A 16805-nucleotide genomic window follows, 5' to 3' on the forward strand; every position below is an offset into this window, starting at 1 on the left:
CTTTTATACGCAGGCCGGGCCAGCAACAATATCCCCTGGCACCAAACCCGGAAATTTCACTCCCTGACTTACAACTAATTTCAGAACAACTGATTGCCATGGAAAAATAATATCAGATCATTATTTTTTATCTCAACAAAAAGTTATCCGTGTAATTTTTTAGCGGTCACAAACCGTTCTGCCACATTATCCCAGTTGATGATCCCAAGCAGCGTATCTACAAAATCGGCCCTTTTGTTTTTGTATTTCAGGTAGTAGGCGTGTTCCCATACATCAATCACCAGGAGTGGGATAACGCCCCATTGGGTGAGTTTTTGATGGTTTTCGCATTGCAATAAGGTCAACGACCGGGAATAGGGCTGGTATCCTAAAATTCCCCAACCGCTACCTTCCACGGATTTGGATATTTTAGCAATATAGGCCTTGAGTCGGTCAAATGACCCGAAATCCTTTTCAATCTGACGAAGCAGTTCTGCCTTGGGTTCTGTTTTCTTATTGGTCAGGTTAGTCCAGAAAATGGTGTGCAGGACATGGCTGGAAAAATGGAAGGCCAGTTTTCTCGTCCACAGGTCCGACATGTCCATATCCCCGGTCTGGAGATGCTTTTTGATGTTTTTCAGATCCTTATTGGCCCCTTTTACTGCTCCGCCGTGGTGGAACTCATAGTGGAGATGCAGTGTTTCTTCATCCATATAAGGTTCCAGGAAGTTTTTGTTGTACGGAAGGGATTGTAAAACAAAATTCCCTTCGTTGTCTACCAGTTTGTCGATACCGTTTTCGGTAAGGTTCTGTGAAAAAACACTGTTGCCGGGCAGGATGGTTGCACCGCCTAAAATGGCCGAGTTTCTCAGAAATTCTTTTCGATTCATCGTTTGGGCTTTTGATAATAATGGTAAAGCTAAAGCCCAATTCTGTAGAAATTTTGGAAAACAAAGTGCCTTTCGTTATTTGAACACTACTTCAAAAACGTAGAGTTCATGGGTTTCCTCATAGTGCAGGGACCAACCACTTACCTCTGTTATTTTGTGAACAATGGCCAGTCCCAGCCCCCAGGTGTCGGGGTTGCCGGATTGTTTATAAAAACGGCGAAACAGTTTTTCTTTGTCCAGGGCTCTTTGATTTCCTGTATTAGCAATGGAAAGCCTGTTTTCCATTATTGAAATAATGACCTTCCCATTGCGGATATTGTGCAAAAAGGCATTTTTAAGCAGGTTCTGGACCAGTATTTCGGTAAGCATAGTGTTTCCCTGAACGATCAGTTCGCCCTCTTTTTTTATGATGACCTCAATGTGCTGTGTAACTTTCTGTTCTTCATAATAGGCCAGGGACCTGTCGATGATCCCGTTTACAGAAATTTCCTCGGTAAGGAGAAATTGCCGGTTTTCAATTTTGGACAACAGTAAGAGGGTCTTATTTAACTTTTTTAACCGCTGTGTCGATCCGATGATACTTTCAATGATGGCCGCCTGATCAAATGTAAGTTCTTCCTGGCTGATAAGGGCTTCCAAACGTGACTGGATAACGGACAGCGGTGTTTGCATTTCATGGGAAGCATTTTCAATAAATTGTTTTTGACTGTCAAACACTTCCTTGTTTTTTTGCATCAGTTCCGTAATCGTATCCCGTAGTGTCCGGAATTCATCGATCCGGGAATGTGATAATACCGGAATTTGTTGATCCAGGCGATAATGCCGCAACTTTTCCAGCATTTCATAGAAAGGGTTCCATATTTTCCTGGATATAAAACGTTGCGACAGGTAATAACACAAGGTCATTCCCAGGAACAACCCTCCCAGGGTAATGGCAATGGTACCGACAATTTCCGTTACTTCCAGGTGAGGCTTTACAATCTCCAGCCTGTAATAGTTTCCATGTAACTCCACATAGGTGGTGAGTTTGCGATATTCGTCCAGTTCATCGTCCACCGGTTCGTAAACCAGGGTATCTGCATAGATCTCCCTTCCTTTTTGAAAGATCCTTTGATCTACGGGATAAAAGGTAAAATCGTCCAATGGATTGTCTTCCGTAAAGGGTGCCTGAGGGTTTTCTTTGAGATAAGCCAGAAGGTTTATTTTCCGATTATACAATACCTCATCAACATTTTGCAATACATTCCAACTCAATACCAGATAGAACAATATGGAAAACCCTCCAAAGAGCATCAGGAAAAAGAATAATTGAATACGGGAAGTATAGGTAAGGAGCTTCATATCGATTTAATTTGGTATCCCACCCCGTAGATATTATGGATCTCTACCTGAGCCCCTGCCTTTTTCAGTTTCTGTTTAAGGTTCCGGATCTGCGAAAACAAAAAATCAAAGCTCTGGGCTTCGTCAACATAATCACCCCAGATATATTCGGCTAAGGCAACTTTGGTGATAACCCGCTTATGGTTGTTAATCAGATGAGTAAGAATAGCATATTCCTTTTTGGTCAGGGTCATTGGATGTTGAAGATCATTTACACCTACCAGATATTGGTCCGGGTCAATGAACAGGTTACCAAATTGCACCCATTTGTTGGTCTTGAATTGTTTTCTGCGGATAATGGCCTTGATCCGGGCATGGAGTTCGGAAAAGTAAAAAGGCTTTGTGAGATAATCGTCCGCCCCCAGGTCCAGGCCTTTTAGTTTGTCATCCAGGGAATGACGGGCAGAAAGGATGATAACTCCGCTGGTTTTGTCCTTTTGGTGAAGCACTTCCAACAGGTCAAACCCACTGCCATCAGGAAGGTTAATGTCTAGAATAATACAATCGTAATCATAGAGGGATATACGCTCCAGGGCCGACGCATAATCTGCTTCCGCATCATGGATAAATCCTTCCTGAGAGGCATATTCTTTCAGGCTGTGGAGCAATTCCGGTTCGTCTTCTACGATTAAAAGTTTCATGATAAGGACAAAATAAGCAATTAATTTTGTAGAAATACTGCCTGACTATATCTATATCCAAATCTTTTGGTTCAAATTCCCGGGGAGCCTCCAGATGAAAACATCGAATTCTTCTCATAGAACTCAGGCGTAAATCTTATAAATCAAACCCAAAATAGTATAACATCTCCAACTCCCTTTGTTCTCAACTTTGTATCGTAATTAAAATGTATGATCATGGCAACGAATAATAAGCAGACCATATTCCTTCCTTTAGAAAACGTAGAGAGTGAACACTGTGCATTGATCGTGGATAAAGGACTGGCCCAGGTGCAGGGCATAGGAAGCCACAAGGTGGAGCTGAATAACCGCCGCGCGGCCATTACGGTAAACAATACCGAAACGGTAACGGAAGCGGTCAAAACCATTAAAGAACTGGGGTATGGTGTTACCACCATAAAACAATCCTTCCCGGTACTGAATATGACCTGTGCTTCCTGTGCTGCAAGTGCCGAAAGTATCGTCAAATTTGTGGAAGGGGTTGTAAATGCTTCCGTCAATTTTGCCACCGCAACGCTATCGGTAGAATACCTGCCCGATACGACCAATCCTCTGGCATTGCAGAAAGCCGTGCAATCTGTAGGCTATGACCTGCTCATCGAAGATGAAACCACACAACAGGAAACGCTCGAAGCGATACACGAAAAGAAATTCCGGAGGTTAAAGAAGAAAACCACCTGGGCGGTGGTATTATCACTTCCGGTCGTGGCAATCGGAATGTTCTTTATGGATATGCCCTATGCCAATGAAATTATGTGGCTGTTCGCTACGCCTGTGGTGTTGTGGCTGGGCAAGGATTTTTATGTCAATGCATGGAAACAGGCCAAACATCGTTCCGCCAATATGGATACTTTGGTAGCCCTGAGCACCGGGATCGCTTATATTTTCAGTGTATTCAATATGCTTTTCCCCGATTTTTGGCACGCAAGGGATATGCACGCCCATGTGTATTTTGAAGCCGCTGCGGTCATCATCGCATTTATCCTTTTGGGCAAGCTATTGGAAGAGAACGCCAAAGGCAATACTTCATCGGCCATAAAAAAACTGATGGGCTTACAGCCTAAAACGGTGACCGTAGTGCTTCCTGGCGGTGAGGAAAAACAAATGCCCATAGAAGAGGTCAATGCAGGAGATATCATCCTGGTAAAACCCGGTGAAAAAATTGCTGTGGATGGGATGGTCGTTTCCGGCAGTTCTTATGTAGATGAAAGTATGTTGAGCGGCGAACCCGTACCCGTGCTGAAAACGGAAAAGGAAAAAGTATTTGCGGGTACCATTAACCAAAAAGGCAGCTTTCAATTTAAGGCGATAAAGGTGGGGAGAGAAACCATGCTTGCCCAAATCATCAGAATGGTGCAGGAGGCACAGGGCAGCAAAGCACCGGTTCAAAAACTGGTGGATAAAATAGCGGGCATATTTGTTCCGGTGGTGATGGGGATTGCTACAGTCACTTTTATTTTATGGTTGATATTGGGTGGTGACAATAGTGTGGTACAAGGGCTTCTCGCCGCCGTTACTGTATTGGTCATTGCCTGCCCCTGCGCCCTGGGCCTGGCTACCCCAACGGCGATCATGGTGGGTGTAGGTAAAGGTGCCGAAAACGGAATTCTGATCAAAGATGCCGACAGCCTTGAACTGGCCAAAAAAGTAAATGCCATTGTATTGGACAAAACAGGGACCATTACCGAAGGGAAACCACAGGTTATGGGTATAAGGTGGCTGAACAGCGGCGATACCACAAAACAGGTCTTGTTCAGCATAGAAAAGCAGTCCGAACACCCGTTGGCGGAAGCGGTGGTAAAACATTTGGAAGGATCACAGGCCCTTGCATTATCCTCCTTTGAAAGCATTACGGGGAAAGGTGCCAAAGGGACTTATGAAGGGCAGACATACTATGTAGGTAATAAAAAACTTTTAGCGGAAAACAATATTTCCATTGCTGCCGAATTACAACAACAGGCCGGCGAATGGGGCAAACAGTCAAAAACGGTGATATGGTTTGCAGACAGTTCCAAAGCCTTATCGGTATTGGCCATTTCGGACAAGATCAAAGAAACCTCCGTGGCTGCCATCCGGCAATTGCAGGAAATGGGCATAGAACTCCATATGCTCACCGGCGATAACGAAGCCACTGCCAAAGCCATTGCAAAACAAACGGGCATACAGCATTATAAGGCAGAAGTATTGCCGCAGCACAAAGCCGATTTCGTGAAAGAACTGCAACAGCAGGGCAAAACCGTAGCCATGGTAGGCGACGGTATCAACGACAGTACCGCACTCGCAACAGCGGATGTAAGCATTGCGATGGGCAAAGGCAGCGATATCGCCATGGATGTGGCCAAAATGACCATCATATCATCCGACCTCACCAAGATACCGCAGGCCATACGACTGTCCAAACAGACCGTGGCCACCATTAAGCAAAACCTGTTCTGGGCATTTATTTACAACCTCATCGGTATCCCGATTGCCGCGGGTATTCTCTACCCCATTAATGGATTCCTGCTGAACCCGATGATCGCCGGAGGTGCAATGGCATTGAGCAGCGTGAGTGTGGTAAGCAACAGTCTGCGGCTGAAATGGAAGAAGTAAACCTTTGGTATTCGGGTATCCGAGTGTTCGAGTATTCGGGTATATGAATGGAGGTTGATAACTCGTAATACGCGTAAGTAAATCTTATAAATCAAACCCAAAATAACATAACAGAACAGTATCCGGAATTATCCAAATTTGTATTATTCATTAACAATAAAAGTTCAGACAAAATGGAAACCAATAATCAAAATTTAAAGTTCAGGACCAACATTAATTGCGGCGGATGTGTATCGTCCGTAAAACCCCATCTGGACAATGCAGAAGGCATTTGTCATTGGGAAGTGGATACCGATGATAAAGACAAGATCCTGACCGTAGCGTCCAAGGGTATTACCGAACAGCAAGTGATCGAAACGGTAGAAAAGGCAGGTTTTAAGATCGAACGTGCCTAGGGATAACTAAATACCTCTTGTGGCCTTCCCAAATCTGTAGCAATAAATGTTATATCGTGTTGTACGTAGACCTATTTAAAAAAATGAAGTACATGCCGAATGGCATGTACTTCATTAAATTGTTACACTTGTGTGCCTCTCCGTCAGCAAGCATTGCGTTCAAACACGACTAAGGTTGAATGTAATGCCGGTCATTTTTTCGCTTAATTCCCACAGACGTTTTGCATTGGCCTCCTCTAATGAATAAGGTTTTACACCTGCTGATATCTCCTGGCCTAAAGCTAATCCGGCTATATCTCCATCTTCACAATACACACCTCCGATGTTGTTTAGTAATGGGCTTGTAGCGGACCAGATGGTTGTTGCCGCACCTTGCGGAATTGTTTTCATTGAAGCGGCAAATTCCGGCAACAGATCGCCTTTGTCATCACTTAAGCCAAGCTGATGGAATATTTCCACCGATGCTTCCCTTGCCAGTTCCGTTCCCATAATATTACCGGGATGCAGTGCGTATGCTCTTACATTGAATGCTCTGGCACGATGGTCTAATTCAAGTGAAAACAAATTCACGGCTGTTTTGGATTGCCCGTAACCCGATAAAGTTTCGTACGTACGGTTTTCAAAATTCGGATCTTCAAAATTGAACGGTGCAAACTGGTGCCCCTGAGAAGATACATTAACTACTCTTGCCCCATTGGCTTTTTTCAGCGCATCCCATAATCTAGCCGTAAGTTGAAATGGTGCTAAATGGTTCGTTACCAATTGAGATTCTATTCCACGGCTATCTCTACGCAACGGAACAAACATGATCCCTGCATTATTGATAAGAAGATGCAACGGTCTGCCCGAAGCCAAAAATTTTTCTGCAAACCGATCTATGGAGGTGTGGTTCATCAGGTCCATTTCTTCTATCGCCACGTTTTCAATCCCTGCCAGATTTTTCTTTGCTTTTTCAATACTTCTTGCAGGCACAATGACTGTTGCTCCTGCTGCTGCAAGTGTTTTGGTGGTTTCTAAACCAATGCCTGTGTAACCGCCAGTTACGATAGCCATTTTTCCTGTAAGGTCAATACCTTTAATTACATCGCTTGTAGTTGATGCTGCATTAAGCCCTGAACCGATGGGTTTCTGTAATGCCCCTTCATAATTATTCTGTATCATCTTTTCTATTTATTTGATATTTGAACTACAAAGCTAGTACAGACAGGTTTACTTTAGTAACTTTGTATCAAAAAGTAACAGTAACCTCGAAGTAACAAAGTAACATTATGGAGTGCAGGGAATTTCAAACACAAGAACACAAAAAAGAAATGAGGGCTGTCCAGGATTCCATGGACGTGCTGAATGGGAAATGGAAAATACCTGTCATCTCATCTATTTGCTATTACAACAAAAGAAGATTTTCCGACATTTTGAATGATGTAGTCGGTATTTCTAACAAAATGTTGAGCAAGGAATTAAAAGAGCTGGAAATAAACAAACTGATTAAACGCACCGTTTTAGACACACAACCCGTAACTGTTCAGTATGAGCTTACGGAACACGGCAAAACATTACAGACCATAATCAGCAATCTGACAGATTGGGGAATTAAACACCGAAAGGAAATTATCGGGAAATAGTTTTCCATGGTCATCAGATGCTACCATAATGCAGGCTTAAAGGAGATTGCAAAACTATGCCAAATCCAGGAAAAATTAACTCCATATGTCTCCCGTCATAGCTTTGCTACTCATGCACTACTCAAGCAAGTTCATTCCCAATATACACTATCATCCCAACACACTGCTCAGTTTAAACATCGGAAGGTACATGGCGATAAGAATTACTCCTACTATGATACCTACGAAGAGAATAATAAAAGGTTCCATCATCGTGGAGAGCATTTTGGATTTTTGCTGTACTTCTACATTATACTGGTGGTTGAGACGTTCGAATATGAATTCGGTCTGATTGGTCTCTTCCGCCACTTTGACCAGGGCTACCATTCTATGGTCAAAAATCTTCGTCTTCTTCAGGCTTTCACTCAGACTGTGTCCCTGCAGTATCCCGGATTCCACATCTTCAAGGGCGTGTTGAAGGGGATAAAAACGGATCATTTTTTTGACCAGTTGTATGCTGTTGACCACAGGTACTTTTGAGGCGGTCAACAGTGATACGGCCTGGGTAAACTGGGCCAGGTATACATTTTTTATAAACGGCCCTATAAAAGGCATTTTCAGCAAGAAGTGATCTTTGAGTTTTTTGTACCATATCTTTTTGGCCAATGCCTTACGCCCCACCAGAAAGCCGAGAATAAGTACTACCAATATCCATCCTTTACCCTGGCTAAAACCGGAAAGAGTAATAATGAACTTTGTAATTCCGGGAAGTTCCACATTGTTCTGGGTAAAGATATCCTGGAACATAGGCACAACATATCTCAGCATAAATGCCACTACCAATATGGCCGTAACAAGGATAATAACAGGATAGATCAGGGCGCTGATCAGGTTTCTCCGCTGTTCGTTCTTCCGGGCGAAAAAACTGCCCAGTTCTTCCGTTACTTTCTCGAGAGTCCCTGTTTCTTCCCCGATCTTCAGGGAATGGTATTCGTATTCGGTAAACTCCTTCTTATCCTGAATTGCATCTGAAAAATTTTTCCCTGAAACGATCTCCCCGATCAGGCCTTCCAGAAATTGCTGCTGGCTTTTCTTTTTCTGGTTTTCTTCGATCAGGCTAAGAGCTTCCTTCAGGGTAATCCCTGCTTTTAACAAAACACTTATTTCCGTATAAAAATCTTCTTTCTTCCTGTTGGAAAACGTTTTCCCGAAAACAGTGATCTCTTTTTGCAGGAACTCCGATATGCCACCGGGGCCTTTTTCAAGGGATCCCTTACCGGTATTCCATGACATCACCATGTCATGAGATTTTCCCTCCCGGGATGGTATCTTTTCTGTTGACCTATTATCCAGTTTAAACGCCATTACCTAGTTTTTGCTTCAGTTCATATACCGGGCAGCATCATTTTCTTTAAAGATAAACAGTTTTCTGTTCCCTACGGTATCCAGGGAAGTTTCCAGCTGTATGGCATCTATAATCCCTCCTGTAACTTCTTTGCCATCCAGGTAGAATGTCTTTACGGGAAACCGGATATTAAAAGTATCGGGATATTTGATGACCTTGTCTTCCCGAAGTTGATAATACACGGAATCCAATGCTGTTTTAAACCGTATTTCATCTGTCGAAGGATCAAAAGAAATCATTTGATACCGGTTAAAATCCAGCCACAATGCCTGCTCCAGCAATTCCAGTTTTGTTTCCTCTGTTAAATTTCTTTCCATACCTTTCATCTGCCGTTGTACCAGGCCCAAAACAGCATAAGCCATAGCCACCACCACAGCAGTTATGGCAATGACCACGATCATTTCGCTTAGTGTAAAGGCTGGTATTTTACCGTGTTTTGTCATCCTCTTTACAAATCACTTTCCGGTCTATGTTTTGATCACTGTTCTCGCGTTTTGCTTTTAGAATAACATCCTTATACCCGTTGCCTGTTGCCGGCACTTCCCGGTACGGACCCTGTCCTTCTGCGGCAACAGAAATATTCCATGTTCCAAAGGTTTCGGAATGCGGAAGTTTTAACAGGTTATTTTTCACCCTGTATTCCAGTTCATCAAGCCGGGTTTCGATCTCCCGGGTATTTCCTTTTACGGTACCGGCGAAAAGATTATTCAATATAAGACTGGTTACCATAAAGATCACTACAATAAGTACTGTGGCCACAAGGGTCTCCATCAACGTTGAGGCTTTTACCCGTTTGTGTATCGTTTTTAATAAAGCCATAATGCTACGCCCTTCTTTTTGGTGTCGAGTAATAGCCCTGCATATTCTCCGGGGAGCTCTTCTTCTACGATCCTGGCATTATATAAATGGTTCTGGTAAATGGAACCGGCCTGGTTGGTTATAAAATTTCCCGTAAATACCGATCCTACCACACTGCCTTTCAGTTCGGTATTCTGGTTACAATAGATCTCACCATACAATTCCGATCCTTCCTCTACAATAACCTGGGGGACATAATTATTTTCTTTCTCCCTGCCAAGGTACAACACAAAACCCCGGACCTCGGTGCTTTTTCCTATGTGTATATGGTTTTCATTTTTGGCACCTAATGTCCCGGAAGTCATATTGTCATTTTCCGAAGCCAAATCGTATTCTCCTTCCTGTACCACCAGGGCCGAAGGATAACCGAGCCTGCACCCGTTTCCTATGGTGATCTTTTCGGTGGCTATCCCCTGGAAATGCCCCTCTGTCCTGTCTTCAACCTCAATTTCAGGGGAAACAAGTACCACATCCTTCAGTGCTGCGGTGTTATCTACAATAATCCTGGTTCCGCTGTATATTATTATATTTCCTGTAAGTGTTACGCCCTGTAACCGTATTTCTTCCGGGCTATAGACATACCGGGTATGTTCTTTAAATGAATTTTCGTAGGTTTTCCCTCCTTCCGGAAAGAAAACCCGGTCCTCTTCTATTTCAAAAGCTCCTTTGATTATAGTCGTTATATGTTCAGTTAACGAAGCATAAAGCTGAGGCAATCGGGGCTGACTCCTCTGAGTTTTACCATAGATAAGAGAAGTGCCATAATAGGAATTTCCCGAGATATTCCCCGGTTTTATACCGGGTTCCGGTAAAAAGGCAGTACCCTGTATTCTTGTATTTCCCACAACCACCAGGGGGCGGTTATTATCCTTTAAATAAAGTGCAGGTCTTTCAGCAGTCGAAAAATATCCTCCTATGAGGGCCAGACGGGTAAATTTCCTGGTCTTTATCCGGGAAACTGCAGTGATCTTTTCCATCACGCCCCAATAGCTTTTATGGATATTCAGGGTTTTAAAGTCTTGCTCAAAAAGATTAACAGCCATAGTATCCCCGTGAGGAAGGGTGTTCTGCAATGCATAGTTGATACCGAAACTGGCATTTTTAATCGTCTCCACAGTAAAACCGGCCTGTTTACTGAAAAGCGACCGGATATGGATAAGGGAGACAAACGAAGCCAGCAAAATTGCGATGACCACCCCCATAAAAACAACAAACTGTAACGCACCGGATGGCATTTTTTTATACCACAAATCCATATTTCTTTTATGCTTTCTGTTTCCGTTCACTTTTATATGGATAATATTGTTCGAGCCGGGGAAATCCATATACCACACGGGCCGCAACTACACCTTACATCTCTAATTGATCGGTATGGTCTTGCGTTTACCGTTATACACAATGGTGATCTCCTGTTCATTTCCGCGGACCAGCTTCACCCCTTTTATTTCGTCGTTAACATGCATGAGCTGTTGTATGCCGTCTATCTGCACAAAAAAAATTCTTTCCCGGGACCTGTCGTCTTTGACCATTCCTGCATAATAGACCGGCACTTCCATTTGGGGGGGAGTCTTTGGCTGTAAGAGGGGCTTGGAAGCTGTTTTCTTTTTCGGCTTTGTGATTGTTCCGAGAAAAGGATCCCGTTCGTGGACGGATACCATAAATGTTTCCTGTTTTTTGAGTTCCCGGGGTTGAAAAGAAATACTTTTGTCCGCAACGGAAGATAATTCCTGTTTAGGATTCAGGGTTCTTATGATACGGTACCCGATAAGTCCCCATATCCCAAGTACTGCGGCCAGCAATATATATGTATTGCGTTTTTTGTTCATTCCCTAATTTATGGTAAAGCTAAAGGCTGAAGAAAGTTCTCCTTCATTTCCGGCCCGGTCAAAACTTTTGACATTCCAGTAATACGTACCTTCTTCAAGCGTGGCAGTAAAGGTTTTGTTATTGACCTCTTCTTCCGTGACAAGGGTTTCCAGGCTTTCGTCACTGTAAACAGATATTTTATCGTATTCTGCACTTCCGCTTATGTTTTCCCGGCTCCAGGTAAAGGTAATTTCCGTTTCGGAAGTGGTACTTTCATCGACAGGAGCTGTCAACTCCGGGGTGTTAGGAACAGTGAGGTCTATGAGCAGTTCCCGGGAAGTGTACAGGGTGCTTTCCGCATCCTTTTCCGCTCTTACCTGCCAGGTAAAGCCGCCTTCCTCAAAGGTGATATCCAGGGAGGGTTCTGTGACCTCTTCCTCCTGTACCACGCTCTCGCCTGCATCCAGTATTTGTACACGATAGCCCGTAGCTTCTTCTATAACTCCCCAGGAAAGGGCTATCTCTGCCTCATTGGTCACCAGGTTATTTTCCGGAGAATTCAGTACAACGGTATTATCCGAAAAAGCGTCCCCTTCTGTTAAGATAAAAGCATTGGTGGAAAACGGGGTCTCATAACCGCTGTTCACCGCTTTTACCCGCCACTCATAAGCACGGGGCAACATTTCTTTGCTGTAAGATGTTGCCAGGACGTTATCGGAAGTATCCCTTTCGATCGTATGGTCAATGACCACCTGTGATGCATTGGGAAAATCGGGGGTGGCCACCTGTAATATGTAAGATTCCGCATCCTCCACGGGCTGCCAGGTAAAGGTAACGGCATTGCCTTTTACCGTAGCCTCGTCCGTAGGGGCAATGAGCACGACTTCTTTATCGGATATATCGGGGACTTCGGCAATATCGTCACAGCCGGTAAAGGCGATCCCCAGCAATACGGCCTGCATACCTGTTGTTATATATTTTCTTATATGTTGGTCTGTTCTTGTCATAACTACAGCTTAAAATAGTTGACTTTCTTTTTTACTTTGGAGGCTCTTTTACGGGTATCTTCCGGGCAGGGGTGGTTTTCCTCTATGATGTTCCTGATCACGACCCGGTGTCTTTTGTTTTCTCCCCAGCAAAAGAAAGACAGGCCATAGGCAAACACCTCCATGTCTTCCATACGTATTCTGGAGGTTGTCCTATCCCTGTTATTAATTTCCAGAGCATATTTTTTAAGGTCCTTGTCGTACACCAGGAAAACACTTTCCGCCATGGTTACGGATTGCAACTGCATGCCCTGCAACACAGCAGCAACGGAAGTGACCATATAGGCATCAGTCTGGGATTTCAGGTAATCCACCAGGTTTTTGTCTTTATTGAGCTCCTCCACATGGGTTACATTGTCTATCAACTGCAGGGATATGTATTCCGGTTTGTCAGGCAGGGAATCGATATATTGCAATTGCATCCGGTTTTCGGGGGAAGCCTTCAGGTAAGCATTGAACTTCTTTTTGTTAAAAGTGTTTTTTATGGCTTTGACCCGAATTTTGTGCTGCAGTTCCGGAACAGTGGTGGTAGAAAAACGGTCATTCGGATAGTAATCTTCATGCAGGCCTATTACCCCAAGCTCTAAGGGCTCTGTGGTTGTCCTTTGAAACTGGTTGTTAACGGAAACGCTTTTACAGCCTGTTAATAATACAATAAGGAAAAGAGAGTAGAATATTCTATGCATACACCTGTATTTTGTTGAACCTAAAACCTGTGAAGTAAAAATAGGGAATTTCAGTGAGCTTTCCATGGTCAAAAGGCCTATAAAACCTTCTTTATATTGGTTCCCAAAAACAACGTAAATATAATCATTTTGTTGGTTCCAAAATTAGTCAGGAGAGAGCTAACGGGTGTTACAAACGCTCAGAAAACAGGCACTCGTTATCGCTTTGCTCAAACGAGCGCCAGCGGGGATACTCAGTGAAAATGGAATTTGTTTAGCCAATAACTTTAGGAAAATAGTTATACTTTGCCCTCCTATAAATAGATTGGCTAACTTCAACCCATACTTTCTTCTCTTCTTTATTTTCAGTCTTACATATTACTAACCAATAAAAATTTCTTTCTCCAGCACCAAAAAAGCCTGGCAGAACAAATTTAACTCCATTCCTGAAAGGATTATCCTTTTTTTCAGATTTATGCGGCTCCTTCATTGAAATAATCTCATAACCATTTTCAATAAAAGATTGTTTTATATGTATCCGAAACTTTTCCTTTTGTTTCTCCTTTTTTAAATACCAGTTAATTTCTATAAAAGAGTAATAAAGAAGTACCGACCCTAACACAAGTAAAAAGATCACTGTTACTATTGTTTTCATTAGTTTTCATATATTTTGAAAGAATTAAGCATCACTTCAAAAATAGGTTCATATTTTCTATAACTCTCATACTTTGAATTAATAGTAATTATAAAAACTTTATTTAAACTTTTCTTACCATAGAATGTTTGGAAGATTAATTCTTCATTTTGATTCTGTTCAACTTTGAACTTTCTTTGAAAACTTTCATCAATATCACTAATCTTTAATTTCTTAATATCAATTTCTTTTATATGAGGATTTAACTTTAAAGTATCTGTATGGTCATTTATATATTCCGATACTTTCATGTCATAATCAGAGACAATAACGTTGAAGTTGGCCATTTCCGGATTATTTAAGTTCATACTAATGAATAGGGAAAAATTTGGTCTATCATTTTCTAAAAACCAAGATGAAGGGACTGAAACCTCAAAACCATTTTCTTTGACCGTAATCGATTTCCATATGATTTCTTCATTATATTTAAACTTCCCACTTTAGAAAAAACACCATAAAAATATATTGAAAAATATTATTGTTCAGATAAATCCATCAAATAAGAAAAATGTAAATTATTATCGAGCCTATTGCATAAAGGAAAACAAAAAAACCTTTAAGTATCCAAGAAAATTTACTTTCCTTAACTAAGGAAAACTTGTTCTCTATATCAAGATATTTATCGTTTTTCTCGAATAGAAAATAATGTATTAGAAAAAGTATGCCTATAAAACCAATCGATAAATAAAGATATTCAAAAGGCGATGGTAGAAATATATTGAAAAGTCTTTCTGCAAAAATTTTTGCAGAAAAAATTATAGCCATTGAACTAAAAGTAACTGCTAAAGTACTATTAAAAGCGGCCATTTCTTTATTTTTCCATAAATATTTATTCCACATATATACTCTAAAGTAGATATATTCATAGATATTTACAATTTTACTATAATTCACTTTTTCTATTTTAATTTATATATCTATTATGAACTAAAATACCATTGGCAAAAAAGGTGTTGTTCTTCTTTACATATTTGATGTTATACATCAAGGCTTCTTTTTTTTGGTCTTCCAATTTTATGATTTTTGTTTCTTTCAAGACACCATTGTCATAATAATACACTGTGTCTCCTAATTCAATCTGTTTAATATCAAAAGTTAAATCCTTCTTAGCAAGCTCAACATCATACACAGACCAGCCTTTTCCTTTTACATAAAATGGATGGTGAGCAGAAGCAATATTGGTGTAACCATTATCATATTCCATATATATTTTATTGTACTTCTCATCTTTTTCGGGAACAATTAAAACTCGGTCAGGTTCTATTTCCATTGTATTCATATTTACACTTAATATTTCATCTCCAACCTTAATATCTTCAATGTTTTTGGAAATACCATCTTTTAAAAGTATTTTAGTTCCTGCAACAAAACAAGTTTTAGTCCAATCAGGTTTGTGTACAGCAGGCTCCATAGTTGGATTAAGAATTAGAGATAGGTGTGCACCACCTCCAACTCCCCAACCAATAGGACCTCCATACAACATAAGGATATTTCCTACAGTCTCCATTTTAGCTTTTTCTTGACCTAATTGGTTGTTGTTTTTTATAGCTTCATTATACTGGTATGCATTGATTCCAAGACCAACAACACCCAAACCACGTCCCAACCATTTAGCATTTGATATTTGAGATTTAGATAAAGTCTCACCCCAAATATTTGTACCTCCTTTTATTACTTCTCCCATTGTAGTTGTAATTGGACTGGTATATGTCAAAAATTGATTCATTCCTTCGACTCCATCAAATTCATTTGTTGACAAATTCGATTCTTGTACCGTTTCAGAAGTTACAACGAATGATTCATTAGTATCTATAGAAGGTGAATCCGAATCTAAAGTAACAACATTACCAACTTCAACAGCAGACATTAGCATTTCATCTGATTCTCTGACATAATTTGCACCAAGTTGATTTTCAACTATATTATTTGCTTCTTCTACAGAGATCCCTACATCTTGCGCCAATGTATAGGCGCTATCACCTGCTTCTGCCGTCCAGGTGCCATCCCATCAGGATCTATAAAAGATATTGGATTATCAAAAGCATAGTTATAAGGACTATGTTTTCTCATATCTTCCGCTAAAGGATCAATATTCATCCATCTACCAAGTTCAGGATTATAGTTCCTCGCTCCAAAATCATACGTCCCCAATCCTAAACTCTCATCCAGTTCCTTCCCTCCAAATTTCCATCTTTGAGCTACACTGTTTCCAAGAGGTGACGTTTGAGGATTATATCCTCTATGTTTTAATCCGAAAGGATAATAGTTGCTTTCCTCAATGACTTCCAGTTGCGGAGCACTGGTAGTACCTATGTTGGCATAGGATAGTCGAATGTTTCCCAAGTGGTCTTTATACTGGTACACATATTTGAACGTATTGTTATCCTTGGTCACATACCCCTCCGGATGACTAAAAAATGCCAATGAGTCATTTTCGTAAATGTAACTATTAGTATACTCCGTATTTGTCACAGAACTTCCTTTGGTGACCGCTTTCTTTAATTGTATGGCACGAATATACTATCATATTTTACCGTAACTCTATCGTTAATGAAATTAACAAAAGTAAAGCTGCACGTTTTGTTGAGAACATCCATTTTTTGAGAATTATTTATTCTAATCGCTAATTCGATAATTGTTGATAGTTTGCCAAGTTCAACATCTTCAGCAAAACCGAGGGATTGATCTGTAAGCTTCCCCTAATTAGAACTGTTAGTTAGTACAATTTTATCATCTTTTTGATTCATCTCAGCAAGGCTAGCCTTGCTGAGATTTTTCTTTGCGTACTCAACCGGAGGCACATACCCAAGGGCA

General features: G+C 41.3%; 18 protein-coding genes. 3 read left to right on the top strand and 15 right to left on the bottom strand.

Annotated elements, in window-relative coordinates:
* Nucleotides 1–143: 143 nt before the first annotated feature.
* From KN811_RS12255 to KN811_RS12265, 3 genes are all read right to left on the bottom strand, one after another.
* Nucleotides 144–869, bottom strand: coding sequence for a superoxide dismutase (locus tag KN811_RS12255; protein ID WP_187963848.1), 726 nt, complete (start codon nucleotides 867–869; stop codon nucleotides 144–146).
* A gap of 75 nt (nucleotides 870–944) precedes the next feature.
* Nucleotides 945–2210, bottom strand: a complete 1266-nt coding sequence (locus tag KN811_RS12260) for a sensor histidine kinase (protein ID WP_187963849.1) — start codon at nucleotides 2208–2210, stop codon at nucleotides 945–947.
* On the bottom strand, nucleotides 2207–2890 hold the full coding sequence (locus tag KN811_RS12265; protein ID WP_187963850.1) for a response regulator transcription factor: 684 nt from the start codon (nucleotides 2888–2890) through the stop codon (nucleotides 2207–2209). The genes KN811_RS12260 and KN811_RS12265 overlap by 4 nt, the downstream gene beginning before the upstream one ends.
* Nucleotides 2891–3106: 216 nt before the next feature.
* On the opposite strand from KN811_RS12265, the gene KN811_RS12270 reads away from it, so the two are divergent.
* Entirely contained in the window at nucleotides 3107–5521 is a 2415-nt protein-coding gene (locus KN811_RS12270; protein WP_187963851.1) for a heavy metal translocating P-type ATPase, read from the top strand.
* Between the two features lie 173 nt (nucleotides 5522–5694).
* The gene (locus KN811_RS12275; RefSeq protein ID WP_187963852.1) at nucleotides 5695–5916 is read left to right on the top strand and encodes a heavy-metal-associated domain-containing protein; all 222 of its coding nucleotides are present in this window, start codon (nucleotides 5695–5697) and stop codon (nucleotides 5914–5916) included.
* Nucleotides 5917–6075: 159 nt separating this feature from the next.
* On the opposite strand, the gene KN811_RS12280 is transcribed toward KN811_RS12275, so the two are convergent.
* The gene (locus KN811_RS12280; protein ID WP_187963853.1) at nucleotides 6076–7077 is read right to left on the bottom strand and encodes an SDR family NAD(P)-dependent oxidoreductase; all 1002 of its coding nucleotides are present in this window, start codon (nucleotides 7075–7077) and stop codon (nucleotides 6076–6078) included.
* A gap of 107 nt (nucleotides 7078–7184) precedes the next feature.
* Here KN811_RS12280 and KN811_RS12285 point away from each other — a divergent pair, with 107 nt between their 5' ends.
* Nucleotides 7185–7538 (top strand): winged helix-turn-helix transcriptional regulator, encoded by a 354-nt coding sequence (locus KN811_RS12285; RefSeq protein WP_187963854.1) that lies wholly within the window; start codon nucleotides 7185–7187, stop codon nucleotides 7536–7538.
* Between the two features lie 150 nt (nucleotides 7539–7688).
* Here KN811_RS12285 and KN811_RS12290 read toward each other — a convergent pair whose 3' ends face one another.
* From KN811_RS12290 to KN811_RS12340, 11 genes are all read right to left on the bottom strand, one after another.
* Nucleotides 7689–8882 (bottom strand): type II secretion system F family protein, encoded by a 1194-nt coding sequence (locus KN811_RS12290; RefSeq protein WP_247716478.1) that lies wholly within the window; start codon nucleotides 8880–8882, stop codon nucleotides 7689–7691.
* Nucleotides 8883–8897: 15 nt separating this feature from the next.
* Nucleotides 8898–9365 (bottom strand): prepilin-type N-terminal cleavage/methylation domain-containing protein, encoded by a 468-nt coding sequence (locus tag KN811_RS12295; RefSeq protein WP_187963855.1) that lies wholly within the window; start codon nucleotides 9363–9365, stop codon nucleotides 8898–8900.
* On the bottom strand, nucleotides 9349–9741 hold the full coding sequence (locus KN811_RS12300) for a hypothetical protein (protein ID WP_187963856.1): 393 nt from the start codon (nucleotides 9739–9741) through the stop codon (nucleotides 9349–9351). Before KN811_RS12300 ends, KN811_RS12295 begins: the two co-directional genes overlap by 17 nt.
* Complete coding sequence (locus tag KN811_RS12305) at nucleotides 9729–11030, bottom strand: hypothetical protein (protein WP_187963857.1); 1302 nt, start codon at nucleotides 11028–11030, stop codon at nucleotides 9729–9731. The genes KN811_RS12300 and KN811_RS12305 overlap by 13 nt, the downstream gene beginning before the upstream one ends.
* Nucleotides 11031–11138: 108 nt before the next feature.
* Nucleotides 11139–11606, bottom strand: a complete 468-nt coding sequence (locus KN811_RS12310) for a hypothetical protein (RefSeq protein WP_187963858.1) — start codon at nucleotides 11604–11606, stop codon at nucleotides 11139–11141.
* A 3-nt stretch (nucleotides 11607–11609) separates the two neighbouring features.
* Nucleotides 11610–12593 carry a fibronectin type III domain-containing protein gene (locus KN811_RS12315; protein ID WP_187963859.1) on the bottom strand — a complete coding sequence of 328 codons (984 nt, stop codon included), beginning with the start codon at nucleotides 12591–12593 and terminating at the stop codon, nucleotides 11610–11612.
* 2 nt (nucleotides 12594–12595) lie between these two features.
* Entirely contained in the window at nucleotides 12596–13318 is a 723-nt protein-coding gene (locus tag KN811_RS12320) for a hypothetical protein (protein ID WP_187963860.1), read from the bottom strand.
* A gap of 253 nt (nucleotides 13319–13571) precedes the next feature.
* Nucleotides 13572–13952 carry a hypothetical protein gene (locus KN811_RS12325; protein WP_187963861.1) on the bottom strand — a complete coding sequence of 127 codons (381 nt, stop codon included), beginning with the start codon at nucleotides 13950–13952 and terminating at the stop codon, nucleotides 13572–13574.
* The gene (locus KN811_RS12330; RefSeq protein WP_187963862.1) at nucleotides 13952–14278 is read right to left on the bottom strand and encodes a hypothetical protein; all 327 of its coding nucleotides are present in this window, start codon (nucleotides 14276–14278) and stop codon (nucleotides 13952–13954) included. The genes KN811_RS12325 and KN811_RS12330 overlap by 1 nt, the downstream gene beginning before the upstream one ends.
* A 617-nt stretch (nucleotides 14279–14895) precedes the next feature.
* Entirely contained in the window at nucleotides 14896–15954 is a 1059-nt protein-coding gene (locus KN811_RS12335) for a Hint domain-containing protein (RefSeq protein ID WP_187963863.1), read from the bottom strand.
* A complete protein-coding gene (locus KN811_RS12340) occupies nucleotides 15939–16415 on the bottom strand; it encodes an RHS repeat domain-containing protein (protein WP_223129341.1) in 477 nt (158 codons plus the stop codon). The genes KN811_RS12335 and KN811_RS12340 overlap by 16 nt, the downstream gene beginning before the upstream one ends.
* Between the last annotated feature and the right edge of the window lie 390 nt (nucleotides 16416–16805).

This window comes from Sinomicrobium weinanense (genome assembly GCF_018863395.1).
Taxonomy (GTDB): Bacteria; Bacteroidota; Bacteroidia; order Flavobacteriales; family Flavobacteriaceae; genus Sinomicrobium; species Sinomicrobium weinanense.

Bases quoted from the DNA above. Each gene is read 5' to 3' on its own strand.
- KN811_RS12290 (WP_247716478.1), bottom strand. From the start codon at position 8,882: ATGGCGTTTAAACTGGATAATAGGTCAACAGAAAAGATACCATCCCGG.
- KN811_RS12330 (WP_187963862.1), bottom strand. From the start codon at position 14,278: ATGGCCAACTTCAACGTTATTGTCTCTGATTATGACATGAAAGTATCG.
- KN811_RS12325 (WP_187963861.1), bottom strand. From the start codon at position 13,952: ATGAAAACAATAGTAACAGTGATCTTTTTACTTGTGTTAGGGTCGGTA.
- KN811_RS12255 (WP_187963848.1), bottom strand. From the start codon at position 869: ATGAATCGAAAAGAATTTCTGAGAAACTCGGCCATTTTAGGCGGTGCA.
- KN811_RS12260 (WP_187963849.1), bottom strand. From the start codon at position 2,210: ATGAAGCTCCTTACCTATACTTCCCGTATTCAATTATTCTTTTTCCTG.
- KN811_RS12320 (WP_187963860.1), bottom strand. From the start codon at position 13,318: ATGCATAGAATATTCTACTCTCTTTTCCTTATTGTATTATTAACAGGC.
- KN811_RS12295 (WP_187963855.1), bottom strand. From the start codon at position 9,365: ATGACAAAACACGGTAAAATACCAGCCTTTACACTAAGCGAAATGATC.
- KN811_RS12265 (WP_187963850.1), bottom strand. From the start codon at position 2,890: ATGAAACTTTTAATCGTAGAAGACGAACCGGAATTGCTCCACAGCCTG.
- KN811_RS12300 (WP_187963856.1), bottom strand. From the start codon at position 9,741: ATGGCTTTATTAAAAACGATACACAAACGGGTAAAAGCCTCAACGTTG.
- KN811_RS12285 (WP_187963854.1), top strand. From the start codon at position 7,185: ATGGAGTGCAGGGAATTTCAAACACAAGAACACAAAAAAGAAATGAGG.
- KN811_RS12280 (WP_187963853.1), bottom strand. From the start codon at position 7,077: ATGATACAGAATAATTATGAAGGGGCATTACAGAAACCCATCGGTTCA.
- KN811_RS12275 (WP_187963852.1), top strand. From the start codon at position 5,695: ATGGAAACCAATAATCAAAATTTAAAGTTCAGGACCAACATTAATTGC.
- KN811_RS12270 (WP_187963851.1), top strand. From the start codon at position 3,107: ATGGCAACGAATAATAAGCAGACCATATTCCTTCCTTTAGAAAACGTA.
- KN811_RS12315 (WP_187963859.1), bottom strand. From the start codon at position 12,593: ATGACAAGAACAGACCAACATATAAGAAAATATATAACAACAGGTATG.
- KN811_RS12310 (WP_187963858.1), bottom strand. From the start codon at position 11,606: ATGAACAAAAAACGCAATACATATATATTGCTGGCCGCAGTACTTGGG.